The sequence below is a fragment of the Novosphingobium sp. BL-S-33 genome (genome assembly GCF_056857025.1).
Map to the genome: position 1 here is coordinate 2,942,453 of NZ_CM166474.1, position 13,942 is coordinate 2,956,394.

At 64.6% G+C, this 13,942-nt stretch carries 10 protein-coding genes; 1 reads left to right on the forward strand and 9 read right to left on the reverse strand.

The genetic code is table 11. The features are described 5' to 3' along the window. Positions 1-159: 159 nt before the first annotated feature. From AC1VVM_RS13715 to gor, 7 genes are all read right to left on the reverse strand, one after another. Positions 160-528 carry a lysozyme inhibitor LprI family protein gene (locus AC1VVM_RS13715; protein WP_482955184.1) on the reverse strand — a complete coding sequence of 123 codons (369 nt, stop codon included), beginning with the start codon at positions 526-528 and terminating at the stop codon, positions 160-162. A 7-nt stretch (positions 529-535) separates the two neighbouring features. Further along, on the reverse strand, positions 536-1,606 hold the full coding sequence (bioB, locus tag AC1VVM_RS13720) for a biotin synthase BioB (RefSeq protein ID WP_482904367.1): 1,071 nt from the start codon (positions 1,604-1,606) through the stop codon (positions 536-538). Positions 1,607-1,695: 89 nt separating this feature from the next. Beyond that, complete coding sequence (gene scpA / locus AC1VVM_RS13725; RefSeq protein ID WP_132385594.1) at positions 1,696-3,855, reverse strand: methylmalonyl-CoA mutase; 2,160 nt, start codon at positions 3,853-3,855, stop codon at positions 1,696-1,698. A gap of 137 nt (positions 3,856-3,992) precedes the next feature. Next, on the reverse strand, positions 3,993-4,430 hold the full coding sequence (mce, locus tag AC1VVM_RS13730) for a methylmalonyl-CoA epimerase (RefSeq protein WP_482955185.1): 438 nt from the start codon (positions 4,428-4,430) through the stop codon (positions 3,993-3,995). 4 nt (positions 4,431-4,434) lie between these two features. Then, complete coding sequence (gene bktB, locus AC1VVM_RS13735) at positions 4,435-5,616, reverse strand: beta-ketothiolase BktB (RefSeq protein WP_482955186.1); 1,182 nt, start codon at positions 5,614-5,616, stop codon at positions 4,435-4,437. A 102-nt stretch (positions 5,617-5,718) separates the two neighbouring features. Continuing rightward, positions 5,719-7,245 (reverse strand): acyl-CoA carboxylase subunit beta, encoded by a 1,527-nt coding sequence (locus tag AC1VVM_RS13740; protein ID WP_443478670.1) that lies wholly within the window; start codon positions 7,243-7,245, stop codon positions 5,719-5,721. Between the two features lie 290 nt (positions 7,246-7,535). Beyond that, positions 7,536-8,882 (reverse strand): glutathione-disulfide reductase, encoded by a 1,347-nt coding sequence (gene gor / locus AC1VVM_RS13745; RefSeq protein ID WP_482955187.1) that lies wholly within the window; start codon positions 8,880-8,882, stop codon positions 7,536-7,538. A gap of 271 nt (positions 8,883-9,153) precedes the next feature. On the opposite strand from gor, the gene AC1VVM_RS13750 reads away from it, so the two are divergent. Beyond that, positions 9,154-9,801 (forward strand): RBBP9/YdeN family alpha/beta hydrolase, encoded by a 648-nt coding sequence (locus AC1VVM_RS13750; protein WP_482904371.1) that lies wholly within the window; start codon positions 9,154-9,156, stop codon positions 9,799-9,801. A gap of 47 nt (positions 9,802-9,848) precedes the next feature. On the opposite strand, the gene AC1VVM_RS13755 is transcribed toward AC1VVM_RS13750, so the two are convergent. Both AC1VVM_RS13755 and pgi read right to left on the reverse strand, forming a co-directional pair. Then, a complete protein-coding gene (locus AC1VVM_RS13755) occupies positions 9,849-12,101 on the reverse strand; it encodes a S8 family peptidase (RefSeq protein WP_482955188.1) in 2,253 nt (750 codons plus the stop codon). 231 nt (positions 12,102-12,332) lie between these two features. Then, complete coding sequence (gene pgi / locus AC1VVM_RS13760; protein ID WP_482955189.1) at positions 12,333-13,853, reverse strand: glucose-6-phosphate isomerase; 1,521 nt, start codon at positions 13,851-13,853, stop codon at positions 12,333-12,335. Positions 13,854-13,942 lie beyond the last annotated feature (89 nt).

Consider the following 13,942-nt stretch of genomic DNA (forward strand, 5'->3'; position numbering starts at 1 on the left):
ACTTCCCGCGCCTTCCCCCATCGTCACCCTGAACTCGTTTAGCTCTGCTGGCCTGACGGCTCAGGGTCCATCGCGCCGCACAGACCATCGGCGCGAGGCGAGAAATGGATGCTGAAACAAGTTCAGCATGACGGGTTTGCGAGCGGAAGGCGTGGAGCATCAATTCCCCGCATTCCCATAGTCACGCAGTTGTTTTGTGCGCGCCTCGGTCAATTCCTTAAGGCAACCGTTCTGCTGGAGCGGCCAGATCGTGCCGCTTTCCTCACGCGGGCCGTTCACTGCGAGGCACTGAGCGTCGCGATAAGCGAGCCACTTGCGCTGCGCATCGAGCAGCCGATTGAAATTTCCGCCCGGGCCCTGCTTGTCGCCCCCCTTCGCCGCCGCTGCCGCCTTCCCCCAGGCCTCGTTCATCGCGCGGTCGGCCGACTGGAAGTCGCGGTACGAACACACATTCATGTCCGTCTGCGTCATCGCATTGGCGCAATCGATCGCGGGCTCCGAGGCCAGGAGAAGGATCGGCAGGATCATCCTTGGATCACTCAGCCGCTTCCAGCTTCGCACAGCCTTTGGGCATGCGCTGGGCTTCGACTTGCGCCGGGGTCAGTTCGATGGCCATCGGCTTGATGCCGAGGCGCGCGAACATCGCCGCGTCATTGTCGTCGCCCGAGTTCGGCGCGGTCAGCAGCTTGTCGCCGGTGAAGATCGAGTTCGCGCCGGCCATGAAGCACATCGCCTGCGTCATTTCGGACATCGATTCGCGGCCTGCCGAGAGGCGCACCATCGACAGCGGCATGGTGATGCGCGCCACCGCCACGGTGCGCACGAATTCCACGTCGTCGATCTTGGCGAGCGGGGTATCGGCCAGCATGTCGCCCAGCACGGTGCCCTTCACGGGAACCAGCGCGTTGACCGGCACCGACTGCGGGTGATCGGGCAGCGTCGCCAGCGTGTGGACGAAGCCCACGCGGTCAGCCCGCGTCTCGCCCATGCCGACGATGCCGCCCGAGCAGACGTTGATGCCCGCCATGCGCACGTTGGACAGCGTATCGAGACGGTCGTCCATCGTGCGCGTGGTGATCACCTGATCGTAACGCTCGGGCGAGGTGTCGATGTTGTGGTTGTAGTAGTCGAGGCCCGCTTCAGAGAGCATGTCCGCCTGATCGGGCGTCAGCATGCCCAGCGTCATGCAGGTTTCCATGCCCATGGCGCGCACGCCCTTCACCATCTCGATGATAGCGGGCATATCGCGGTCCTTGGGGTTGCGCCAGGCGGCGCCCATGCAGAAGCGGGTCGAGCCCTGATCCGCCGCCTGCGCCGCGCGCTGCAGCACCTGCTGCACTTCCATCAGCTTGGTCGCCTTGACGCCACTGTTGGCCGAAACCGACTGCGAGCAATAGCCGCAGTCTTCCACGCAGCCGCCGGTCTTGATCGAAAGCAGCGTGGAAAGCTGCACTTCGTTGTGCGGATGGCTGGCGCGATGGACTTCGGCTGCGCGGAACACCAGTTCGGTGAACGGCAGATCGAACAGCGCCGCGATTTCCTCGCGGGTCCAGTCGTTTCGGGCCAAGGGGCGGGTGGTGACGGCGGGGGTCTCGGTCATAGTCATTCCTCAGGCAGCCGGAACGCGCGCGGGATAACGCGGGGCCAAAGCTCCGCCATAATCACAAGCGCGGCGTCGATCCAGCATCGCCGTCCTTATTCCGCCGCTTCCAGCGAAGAACCGAGCGGCGGCATGTTGTGGCCGAGCAAGCGCAACACGTCAGCGGCGCATTCCACCACGTTCGTACCGGGGCCGTAGATGCCCTGAACGCCCGCGTTGCGCAGGAACTCATAGTCCTGCGGCGGGATGACGCCGCCGGCGATCACCTTGATGTCGCTGCGACCGGCTTCGCGCAGTTTCTGGATCAGTTCGGGGATCAGCGTCTTGTGACCGGCCGCAAGGCTGGACGCGCCGACCACGTCGACCGCGCTCTCCAGCGCCAGCACCACGGTTTCTTCCGGCGTCTGGAACAGCGGGCCGGACACGACGTCGAAGCCCATGTCTCCAAAGGCGGAGGCGATCACGTTCGCGCCGCGATCGTGGCCGTCCTGACCCATCTTGGCGACCAGCACCTTGGGCTTGCGGCCGAGACGACGCTCGACGGCCTGCACGCCGTCCAGCACCTGCTGCCAGCGGCTGTCGCCCTCGTAAGGCGCGGCATAGACGCCCTTCACCGGGGTCGGCTGGGTGCCGTAGCGCTGGAAGCTGTCTTCCATGGCCGAGCTGATCTCGCCCAGCGTAGCGCGGGCGCGGGCGCATTCGACGGCGAGTGCGAGCAGGTTGTTCTCGATGCTGGCAGGCGCGGCGGCACCGTCGCGCAGGGCCTTGAGCGCAGCCTGGCAGGCAGCCTCGTCACGGTCAGCCTTCATCTTGTTGATGCGGGCGATCTGGCCTTCGCGGACCTTGGCGTTGTCCACTTCCAGCGTTTCCAGCAGGTCTTCGCTGGCAAGGCGGTACTTGTTGACGCCGACGATCACGTCGTCGCCCCGGTCCACACGGGCCTGACGGGCGGCGGCGGCGGTCTCGATCATCGCCTTGGGCCAGCCGGCAGCGACGGCCTTGGCCATGCCGCCTTCGGCCTGAACGCGCTCGATGATCTCCCAGGCCTGGTCGACCAGCTGCTGCGTCAGCGATTCAATGTAGTAGGACCCACCCAGCGGATCGACGACATTGCACATGCCGGTCTCTTCCTGGATGATGATCTGCGTGTTGCGGGCGATGCGGGCCGAGAAGTCGGTCGGCAGCGCAATCGCCTCGTCCAGCGCGTTGGTGTGCAGCGACTGGGTGCCGCCCAGCATCGAAGCCATCGCCTCGATCGTGGTGCGGATGACGTTGTTGTAGGGGTCCTGCTCCTGCAGCGACACGCCCGAAGTCTGGCAGTGGGTGCGCAGCATCTTCGAACGTTCGTCCTTGGCACCCAGATCGGTCATGACCCGGTGCCACAGCACGCGCGCGGCGCGCAGCTTGGCCACTTCCATGAAGAAGTTCATGCCGATGGCGAAGAAGAACGACAGGCGGCCCGCGAACTTGTCGATATCGAGGCCTGAGGCCACGCCGTACTTCACGTATTCCGCGCCGTCGGCGATGGTGAAGGCCAGTTCCTGCACCTGCGTCGCGCCGGCTTCCTGCATGTGATAGCCGGAAATCGAGATCGAGTTGAACTTCGGCATCTCACGGCTGGTGTAGCCGAAGATGTCCGAAATGATCCGCATCGAAGGTTCGGGTGGGTAGATATAGGTGTTGCGGACCATGAACTCCTTGAGGATGTCGTTCTGGATGGTCCCGTCGAGCAGCTTGCGATCGACGCCCTGCTCCTCGCCCGCAACGATGAAGAAGGCCAGGATCGGGATCACCGCGCCGTTCATCGTCATGGAGACCGACATCTTGTCGAGCGGAATACCGTCGAACAGGATCTTCATATCCTCGACGGAATCGATCGCGACACCCGCCTTGCCCACGTCACCCACGACGCGCGGATGGTCGCTGTCGTAACCACGATGGGTGGCAAGGTCGAAGGCGACCGAAAGGCCCTTCTGACCGGCCGCAAGATTGCGGCGATAGAAGGCGTTCGATTCCTCGGCAGTGGAGAAGCCCGCGTACTGGCGGATGGTCCAGGGACGGCCGGCATACATCGAGGCACGCACGCCGCGCGTGAACGGCGCGAAGCCGGGAAGGCCGGGATCGACGGTCACGTCCTCGGCGGTGTAGAGCGGCTTTACCGCGATACCCTCGGGCGTGTTCCAGGTCAGGTCCTTGCCCTTGACCTCCTTGTCGGCGGCTGCCTTCCAGTCGTTGATGTTCGGTCCCTCGGTCATCGCACTACCCTTGCAGCTTCGTCATCCTGAACGTGTTTCAGGATCCATTCCTCACCCTCTCACCGTCGTCGCCCGGAGGCGAAATGGATCCTGAAACGAGTTCAGGATGACGGTGGAGCTTAGGCGACGGCTTCTATTCAATGCGCCTCTTTGGGCGTTTCCATGATCTCGGTGAGCTGACCGCCCATGTCCTTGGGGTGGACGAAGAAGATCAGCGTCCCGTGCGCGCCCATGCGCGGCTCACCCAGCACGCGCTTGCCAAGGCCTTCGAACCACGCCTTGGCCGCGTGAATGTCCGGCACTTCGTAGCAGATGTGGTGCTGGCCCCCGAGCGGGTTCTTCTCCAGCCACTTGCCCACGGCCGAGTCCGGCGTGGTGGGCTGGAGCAGTTCGATCTGCGTGCCCGTCGTGCCCTCTTCACCGGGCGTGTTGACGAAGCAGACGCGCACTTGCTGGCTTTCGAGCACGAACGGCTCGGTAATATCGGTAGCGCCCATCACGTCGCGATAGAACGCAATCGAGGCATCGAGATCAGGCGTGGCGACGCCGATGTGGTTGAGACGACCCAGCTTCATCGGATTATCCTACGTTCTCAAGGACGAGAGCGATGCCCTGCCCGCCGCCGATGCACATGGTGACAAGGCCGTACTTCCCGCCGGTGCGCTTCAACTCGTACATGCACTTGATCGCGAGCATCGTGCCGGTCGCGCCGACCGGGTGGCCGATGGAGACGCCCGAACCGTTGGGGTTCACCTTCTCCGGATCGAAGCCCAGCACCTTGGAAACGGCGGCAGCCTGCGCGGCAAAAGCCTCGTTGCTCTCGATCACATCGATCTGGTCGAGCGAAAGTCCAGCGCGCTTCAGCGCCACCGGCACCGCCTTGATCGGGCCTTCGCCCATGTAGGCGGGCTCGACACCGGCGTGGCCCCAGGCGACGATCTTCGCCATCGGCTTCAAGCCGCGCTTCTCGACTTCCGAAGCCGTCGCCAGCACCACCGCGGCAGCACCGTCGTTGATGCCCGAGGCATTACCCGCCGTGACCGTGCCGTCCTTCTTGAAGGCCGGACGCATCGCGCCGAGCGTCTCGACGGTGGTGTCGGCGCGGACATGTTCGTCGATATCGAAGACAGTGACGCCCTTGCGGGTCTTCACTTCGACGGGGAGGATCTGCTCCTTGAAGCGACCTTCCGCGATAGCCTTGGCGGCGCGCTGGTGGCTGGTCGCGGCGACCGTGTCCATATCCTCACGCGAGATGCAGTGGCGCTCCGCCACGTTCTCGGCGGTGATGCCCATGTGGTAGCCGCCGATGGCGTCCGACAGGCCGACGGTCAGGGCGTCTTCCTGCGTGTTATCGCCCATCTTCTTGCCCCAGCGCACGCCGTGGTCGTGATAGGGCACGTTCGACATCGATTCCGCGCCGCCCGCGACGGTGATGCCCGCCTCGCCCAGCTTCATCATCTGCGCGGCCGAAACGATCGCCTGCACACCCGATCCGCAAAGGCGGTTCAGCGTCATCGAAGGCACTTCGAACGGCACGCCGGCATTGAGGCCGATCACGCGGCTGAGCATCTCGTCCTTGGCGCTGGTCGGCATGACCTGGCCGATGACGATATGGCCGACGTCTTCAGGAGAAACGCCCGCGCGGGCCAGCGCCTCGGTCACGACCTTGCCGCCGAGATCGGAGGGCATGAACGACTTCAGCGAGCCGCCGAAATCACCAACTGCCGTGCGTACGCCGCTGACGATGTAGATGTCTTCCATGACCTGACTTCCCAATCTGGTTTTTCGATGCGTGCCGTCTTTCGCGGCTGGGGTGGATCGCGGTGCTCGCCCAAAGGCGATGCGTCGCGATCCGTGACGCTATCAAAGCGGAATGTTGTCGTGCTTCTTCCAAGGATTTTCGAGGCTCTTGGTCCGCAGCTTGCGCAGGCCGAGCGCGATGCGCTTGCGGGTCGAGTGCGGGTAGATAACCTCGTCGATATAGCCCCGGCTCGCCGCCACGAAGGGATTGGCGAAGCGGTCTTCGTATTCCTTGGTCTTCTCGGCAATGCCTTCGGGCGAGAGGCCGCGGAAGATGATCTCCACCGCGCCCTTGGCGCCCATCACCGCGATTTCGGCGGTCGGCCAGGCATAGTTGAGATCGCCGCGCAGGTGCTTGGACGCCATGACGTCGTAAGCGCCGCCATAGGCCTTGCGGGTGATCACGGTGATCTTCGGCACGGTCGCCTCGGCATAGGCGAACAGCAGCTTGGCGCCGTGCTTGATGATGCCGTTGTGCTCCTGATCAGTGCCCGGCAGGAAGCCCGGAACGTCCACGAAAGTGATGATCGGGATGTTGAAGGCATCGCAGAAGCGCACGAAACGCGCGGCCTTCTTGGACGAGTTGATGTCCAGCACGCCCGCCAGCACCATCGGCTGGTTGGCGACGACGCCCACGGTCTTGCCCTCGATACGGCCGAAACCGACGATGATATTGCCGGCATGCAGCGGCTGAACCTCGAAGAAATCGCCCTCGTCGAGCGTCTTCTTGATCACCTCATGCATGTCATAAGGCTGGTTGGCCGAAGGCGGGATCACGGTGTCGAGGCTTTCCTCGGCACGGTCCCACGGATCGGCGCAGGGACGCTCGGGCACTTCCTCGCGGTTGTTGAGCGGCAGGAAGTCGAAGAAATCGCGCGCGGCCAGCAGCGCCTCGATATCGTTCTCCAGCGCGAGGTCGGACACCGAGGTCTTGCTGGAATGCGTGATCGCACCGCCCAGTTCCTCTTGCGTGACGACCTCGTTGGTCACGGTCTTCACCACGTCGGGCCCGGTGACGAACATGTAGGAGCTGTCCTTCACCATGAAGATGAAGTCGGTCATGGCAGGCGAATAGACCGCGCCGCCCGCGCAGGGGCCCATGATCAGCGAAAGCTGCGGCACCACGCCCGAAGCGAGCACGTTGCGCTGGAACACTTCGGCATAGCCGCCGAGCGAAGCCACGCCTTCCTGAATGCGCGCACCGCCGGAATCGTTGAGACCGATCACCGGCGCGCCGACCTTCATCGCGTTGTCCATCAGCTTGCAGATCTTCTGCGCGTGACGGTGCGAGAGCGAGCCGCCGAACACCGTGAAGTCCTGGCTGAACACGTAGACAAGGCGGCCGTTGATGGTACCCGATCCAGTGACGACGCCGTCGCCCGGGATCTTCTGGCTCTCCATGCCGAAATCGGTGCAGTCATGCTCGACGTAAAGGTCGAACTCTTCAAAGCTGTCTTCGTCCAGCAGGATATCGAGGCGTTCGCGCGCGGTCAGCTTGCCCTTGGCGTGCTGCGCGGCAATGCGCTTCTCACCACCACCCAGCTTTGCTGCGGCGCGGCGCTTCTCCATTTCGGCGATATTGGCTGACATCCGTTATCCCTTGGCAGTGACCTTGACGGCACGAATTCGTTGCACTTGCTAAGGCAGGTTGAAACGCCAAGGTCAATAGTTTTAATCGCACGGTTAAACGACAAAAGTGGCACATTCGGGCCGATTTCGCCCCACCGATGGGTTTGGGCATGCAGCCATCGCCTGTGCGACAAGATGCTCCCGCCCTCCACCTTTCCGGCGCCCCGAAGCAAACGCAAAAGGGCCGCGACAACTGAACGAACAGTCGCCGCAGCCCCGGTTGCCAATCAGTCGGACGAAACCGCCCGCGATCATTTCATCAGCACGAGTTCCTCGGACATCGTCGGATGAACGGCGATGGTGGCGTCGAAATCGGCCTTGGTCAGCTTCGCCTTCACGGCGATGGCGGCGGCCTGGATGATCTCGGGCGATTCCGGCCCGATCATGTGCAAGCCCAGCACGCGGCCGGTGCCCGCCTCGCAGACCATCTTGTAAAGCGAACGCTCGTTGCGGTGCGCGACCACGTTCTTCATCGGCCGGAAGTCGCTCGTGTAGATCTCCACCGTGCCGTACTGTGTGCGCGCCTGCGCCTCGGTAAGACCCACCGAACCGATCGGCGGATGGCTGAACACTGCCGAGGGAATGCACGAATAGTCGACCGTCGTCGGCTTGCCGCCGAACACGGTGTCGGCAAAGGCCTGCCCCTCGCGGATCGCGACCGGGGTCAGCTGCACGCGGTTGGTCACATCGCCCACGGCATAGATGTAGTCGACATTGGTCTGCGAATAGTCGTCGACCTGAATGGCGTTCTTGTCGTCCAGTGCGACGCCGACGTTCTCCAGCCCCAGCCCCTCGACATTGGGCACGCGGCCGGTGGCGAACATCACGCAGTCCACTTCGAGCGGCTCGTGGTTGGTCATCGAGACGGTCAGCGAGCCATCGGCATTCTTCTCGATGCCGCGGAAGTCGGCATTGAAGCGGAAGTCGATGCCCTTGGCGATCGAGATCTCCAGCAGGCGGTCGCGCAGCTGCTCGTCATAGCCGCGCAGGAGCTGGTCGGAGCGGTTGATGAGCGTCACCTTGGTGCCGAATTCATTGAAGATGCCGGCGAACTCGTTGGCGATATAGCCTGCCCCGGCGATCAGGATGCGCTGGGGAATGGCATCGAGATGGAACGCCTCGTTCGACGTGATGCCCAGTTCGTGCCCCGGGCAATTGGGCACTTGCGGGCGCGCGCCGGTGGCGATGAGGATGACTTTGGCGGTCTTCTTCTCGCCGCTCGACAGCGTGATCTCGTGCGGGCCGGTGATCGTCGCGCGCTCGTGGAAGATCTCGACCTTGTTGTTCTCTAGGGTCTGCGTGTAGAGCCCGTTGAGCCGGTCGACATCGCCCAGCACGTTATCGCGCAGCTTCACCCAGTCGAACTTCGCTTCGGGAATGTCCCAGCCGAACTGCTTGGCGTCTTCCAGATCCTCGGCAAAGTGCGCGCCGTAGACGAGCATCTTCTTGGGCACGCAGCCGCGAATCACGCAGGTCCCGCCGACCCGGTACTCCTCCGCCACCGCCACCCGCGCACCGTGCGACGCCGCAATCCGGCTGGCCCGCACGCCGCCCGATCCGGCGCCGATCGTGAAGAGGTCGTAGTCGAATTCGGACATGCGGCTTGCTCCTGATGCGCCCCTTGGCGCGCTTGGTTCGGGGCCCGGTCCCGGGCCGGGGGCATATGGGGCATGGGCGGGCCGATTGCCAACGCATCATTTGCGGACAGGTGCATGGGGCCCGGCTGCCCTCCCCTTAACGGATCGTCGAAAGCGGCCCTCCGCTGGGCGCAGACTCATTGTCAACTCATTTGGTTGAGTTTATAGGAGTCGCATCGCCCTCCGGTCTCCCCCCTCATCGCCGGCGGGCGCCCCTTACGGGAGAAGATAAATGGCACAGACGCAAATCCCTGAAGCGCCTGCCGAAAAGCCGCTCGTCCTGCTCATCCCCGGCCTTGACGGCAGTGGGGCAGGTCATTGGCAGCGCCGCTGGGCAGACGAAATGGAAGACGCCCAGATGGTCGACCTCGGCCTATGGGAAAAGCCGCATCGCAACACCTGGATCAACCGGCTGAACCTTTCCGTGCAACGCGCCGGACGTCCGGTGGTGCTGGTTGCCCATAGCCTGGGCTGCCTGCTCACTGCGTGGTGGGCCAAGTTCGAGCAGCCCGGATGGTCGAATCCCGTGATCGGCGCGCTCTTGGTCGCCCCACCCGAGGTCGACTTCTTCCCGCGCGACGATCGGCTCAACGGCTTTGCACCCACTCCGGCGGATGCGCTGCCCTTCCCCTCGATCCTTGTCGCCAGCCGCAACGATCCGTGGATCGGCTTTCCGACGGCCAAGCTCCTCGCCAAGCAATGGGGCAGCCAATTCGAGGACGCGGGCGACGCCGGCCATATCAATGCCGATTCCAAGCTTGGAAGCTGGGACGAAGGCAAACGCCTGCTGCACCGCCTGATGAATACGCAGCCTGCTGCCGCCACGTCGCACGTCCCGCTGAACGGCGACTGGTCGGAAGGGCTTGAATACCGCTCCTGAAAGCGAAGGGCCGGGGACGCTGCGTGCGCTCCGGCCCCGATGCGGCCTCAGCGCAGCGAGAGGCGCCACGTGCCGAGCAGCCGAACGTCGCCGCCGTCCGCGCTCGCCGCCGCCGCGAGCTGCAATTGCGACGCCTTGCCGCTCTTCTCGAAGCCGAACGTGAGCAGCGGATCGATGCCCTTGCCGAAGCCGACCTTGCGCTGGCCGAACACCAGCGAGCGGCCCTCGAGATCGTAGCCGGTCGCCAGCGTGTAAGTGCCTTGGCCCGCGATCACGGTCAGCGGCTGCGCGAAGCCGATGCGCAGCACGCCGCCCGCTAGGCCCCGGTTCGCCGTCAGCGCAAAACGTGTGGTGGTCATCATGCCCACATGGGTGAGCAGCATGTCGTCCGCCAGCTTGAGCCGCGTTGCGCCAAGGCTGGCATAGCCTGACAGCCCCCAGCCTCCGCCCAGCGGCACGGACTGCGCCGCCTCGACAAACGTAGTGGTCGCGCCGTCTCCGAAGCGCAGCGCACCGCCGCCTGTCGGCGTGCCGAAGACGGCGTTATCCTCATCGATCACGCCCGCCTTGAGACTGGTCCCCTGCGTGCGCCAGTTCACCACCGCACCCGCCGCGCGGGGCTGGCGGGCCGTTTCCCCGCGCTCGGATCCACCCACCACGGCGATCCCCAGCCTGCCGCCCGCCAGCGGATGTTCCGCGCCGAACGCCATGTCGGCGAGCGGCGAATAGGCGAACACCGCGTCCGAACTCGGCGCGATGCCCAAGAACTCGGGCGAGACGGCGTCGGTGGAATGGAGCGAGGCCGTGAGCCATGTCGAGCCCGTGCGCACCGCCAGTTCGCCGCTAGTGAGGAACCCGCGCATTTCGCTGCCGTCCGGCCCGGTCCGCAGCGCGGAGAAGCCCATGCTGGCGTGCAAATCCCCGGTATCGAAGCGGGTGCTCCCGGCGCGGCTTTGCACTTCCACTTGCCGCTCCATGCTGCGCGGCACATCGCGCGGCCGGGCCACGAGACCGGACAGATCGCCGCTGAAATCCCGCCCGAACGCATCGAGCACTGTCACCGAGGACAGTGCCTTGGCCTTGATTCCCGTTGCCGCAATGGCATCCGGCAGCAACAGCTCGGTAGTCCCCGCCGCCGTGGCGACGGTTCCGTTCGAAAGCGTGGGATTCACCGGAGAGAGCGCGGCCTGCACATCGATCAGCCCGTGGCCGAAAACCGGATCGACGCCGGGAACCCCGATGTCTCGCGCGGTGGCGAGGATCACTTGCCCCGCCTGCTGGCCGGTAAGCTGCGGCCACTTGGACAAGATCAGCGCGGCAAGGCCGGAGACTTGCGGCGCCGCCGCACTGGTGCCTGAAAACCAATCATAGCTGCCGTCCACCGCCTGCGTGGCACTGGTGCCCATCGCCGCAACGCAGTGGTCCATGACGGCAGCGCCGCACCGGTTCGAATAATCGGTAAGCTGGTAGCTGGTCTGCGTGCCTTCGAGCGCGACCACGAAAAGCCAGGCATCGCGATTGGCGGCGGTGACATCCAGATAGCCATCGGCATTGGCAAGGCCTTCGTTGCCCGCCGCATTGACGAACAGGCCGCCGGTCGCCGCATATTTCGCCACTGCCTGCGACCAATAGGCGCTGGGCACGGAAGAATCGGCTTTGGCGATCGAGGCGTTGACCACCTTGATCCCGTTCTGTCCGGCGTAGTCGAGCGCCTCGGCCATGTGGATGCCCAGCGTCTCCGCTTTTGTCGTGTCGCTCTCGTCGAGATCGACAGCACTGATGCGCAGCGCGACGATCTTGGCGCCGGGCGCTATGCCCTGAACCCCTGCCCCGTCGTTCTTCGCGGCGATCACCCCGGCGACCATGGTGCCGTGATCCGACCAGTCGTCCCCCAAGACATTGCGGCTCGTCGTCACGCCGCCTTGCGTGACGGTGCCGAAGTCACGGCTGAGCGAGGAAATCTGCCCGGAAAGTTCGGACACGGCCTTCACCCCGTCGTCGAGCACGCCGACCAATACGCCCTGCCCGGTATGTCCGGAATCGAGCGCGTAGAGCGCGTTTACATATTCGAATGAGACGTAATTACGCCGGTATTCGGCGTCATCATTGGCGGAGCGCTTTACCTGCTGGGCGGCGGGCGTGATGACATAGCCGGACGGTATCGAGGATGTCGGCGTGGGTGTGGGCGTCGGGGTTGGTGTTGGGGTCGGAACGGGCGTCGGGGTCGGCGTGGGAACGGGCGTCGAATTCACGCCGCCACCGGTGCTTCCACCGCAGCCGGCCAGAGCAAGTGCCAGCAAACTCGCCGTCGCAGCGCCGTGCCATGCCGAAGCCGTACGCCCCGGAGCTTTTCGCGCTCCCCCCATTGCCGCCATTCCCCATGATACGGCCGGCCGCCCGTGCCTTTCGGCACCGGTGGCCCCGGCCATGTCCCCATGGGGTCATTATAGAGCGGGACATCGCAAGACGATTGAAGGCCCCCGCAGTATTGCTGCGGAGGCCTTCAATTTGCGAGCAGTGTCCCCGCCGACTTACTTGATGCCCGCCAATGCGAGCAGCGCCTCGGTCGAAGGGTCGAACGCGGTGTCGCCCTTCTCGATCTGCTTGGCGATTTCCTTGCCCAGTTCGACGCCGAACTGGTCGAAGGGATTGATGCCCATCAGCACGGCATTGGCGAAGGTGCGGTGCTCGTGGAACGCAACCAGCGCGCCGAACGTGGCGGGGCTGACTTCGTCAAGCAGGATCGTTGCCGAAGGACGGTCGCCCGGATAGGCGCGCGCCGGATCGTCGCTTTCCTTGCCGGCCATCAGCGCGGCGCCCTGCGCGAAGCAGTTCGAGAGCAGGATGCGGTGATGCGCGGGGTTGAGATCGTCGCCCGGCGCGATGGCGGCAATGAAGTCCACCGGCACGATGTTGGTGCCCTGATGCAGGAGCTGGAACACCGCGTGCTGGGCATCGGTGCCGACGCCGCCCCAGGTAATCGGCGCGGTCGGCCCATCGATCGGCGCACCGTCGGCCGTGACCGACTTGCCGTTCGATTCCATTTCCAGCTGCTGGAGATAGTCCGGCAGCAGTGCAAGACGCTCGTCATAGGCGAAGACGCCGCGCGTCTGGCAGCCGCGCAGGCGTGTATAGTACTGGTCGCCGAATGCCGCGCGCAGCGGCAGGTTGGCAAGGCCGTCGGTATCGCGGAAGTGGACGTCCATCGCCGCTGCCCCGTTCAGGAACTCGGCGAAATCCGGCCAGCCGAGCGCCATGGCGACCGGGAACCCGATCGAAGACCACAGCGAATAACGCCCGCCGACGCTTTCCGAGAACGGCAGAATGCGGGTCTCGTCAACGCCCCATTCGATCGCATTGTCCGGCGCGGCGGTCAGCGCGACGATGCGGCCATAGGGATCCTCGACACCGTTCTCGCGCAGCCACGTGATCGCGCTCTCGGCATTGGTCATGGTTTCGATGGTGGTGAAAGTCTTGGATGCCACCGCCAGCATGGTCGTGGCCGGATCGCACTTGGCGAAAGCCGCTTCAAGCGCGCAGCCATCGATATTGGAGACGACGTGAACGTCGACCATGGCGCCATCGCGCGCCAAGGCGTCGATCGCCAGTGCCGGACCCAGCGCCGAACCGCCGATGCCGATGTGGATGAGGTGCTTTACCTCGCCCATCGCGCCGCGGTGGATGGCCTCGACGATGGCGGCCATGCGGTGGTGATACTCGGCGGCGAGTTCGACGCTCTCTTCCTTGCCGACGCCGCGCTGCGCGGTGTGTTCGGCGGCGCGTCCTTCGGTGGGGTTGACGATCTCACCGGCGAACAGCGCGGCGCGGCGACCGGCGAAGTTCATCGTTTCGGCCAGTTCCTCGAAAGCGGCGACATGGGCGGCATCGAGATGGGTCTTCGACCAGTCGAACAGCATGCCGCAGGCGGCTTCCGGATCGCCCGCCTCGAAACGCGTGGCAAAAGTGTCCAGACGGCCGGAATCGGCAGCGAAGAGCTCCTTCAGGCTCAGCTTGGGAAGGCTCTCCAGCTTGTTCCACGCCGCTTTGCTCATGCCTTGTATCCCTTCATTCGAATTTGCGGCCAAATTCCGGCCCGAATTGCACCCTAATCGCGCGGGGCGTTATGCAGGGCTTGACCCAC

Coding starts and splice junctions, on each gene's coding strand:
- bioB (WP_482904367.1), bottom strand. CDS start 1,606: ATGACTATGACCGAGACCCCCGCCGTCACCACCCGCCCCTTGGCCCGA.
- bktB (WP_482955186.1), bottom strand. CDS start 5,616: ATGGAAGACATCTACATCGTCAGCGGCGTACGCACGGCAGTTGGTGAT.
- AC1VVM_RS13740 (WP_443478670.1), bottom strand. CDS start 7,245: ATGTCAGCCAATATCGCCGAAATGGAGAAGCGCCGCGCCGCAGCAAAG.
- pgi (WP_482955189.1), bottom strand. CDS start 13,853: ATGAGCAAAGCGGCGTGGAACAAGCTGGAGAGCCTTCCCAAGCTGAGC.
- mce (WP_482955185.1), bottom strand. CDS start 4,430: ATGAAGCTGGGTCGTCTCAACCACATCGGCGTCGCCACGCCTGATCTC.
- scpA (WP_132385594.1), bottom strand. CDS start 3,855: ATGACCGAGGGACCGAACATCAACGACTGGAAGGCAGCCGCCGACAAG.
- AC1VVM_RS13750 (WP_482904371.1), top strand. CDS start 9,154: ATGGCACAGACGCAAATCCCTGAAGCGCCTGCCGAAAAGCCGCTCGTC.
- AC1VVM_RS13715 (WP_482955184.1), bottom strand. CDS start 528: ATGATCCTGCCGATCCTTCTCCTGGCCTCGGAGCCCGCGATCGATTGC.
- gor (WP_482955187.1), bottom strand. CDS start 8,882: ATGTCCGAATTCGACTACGACCTCTTCACGATCGGCGCCGGATCGGGC.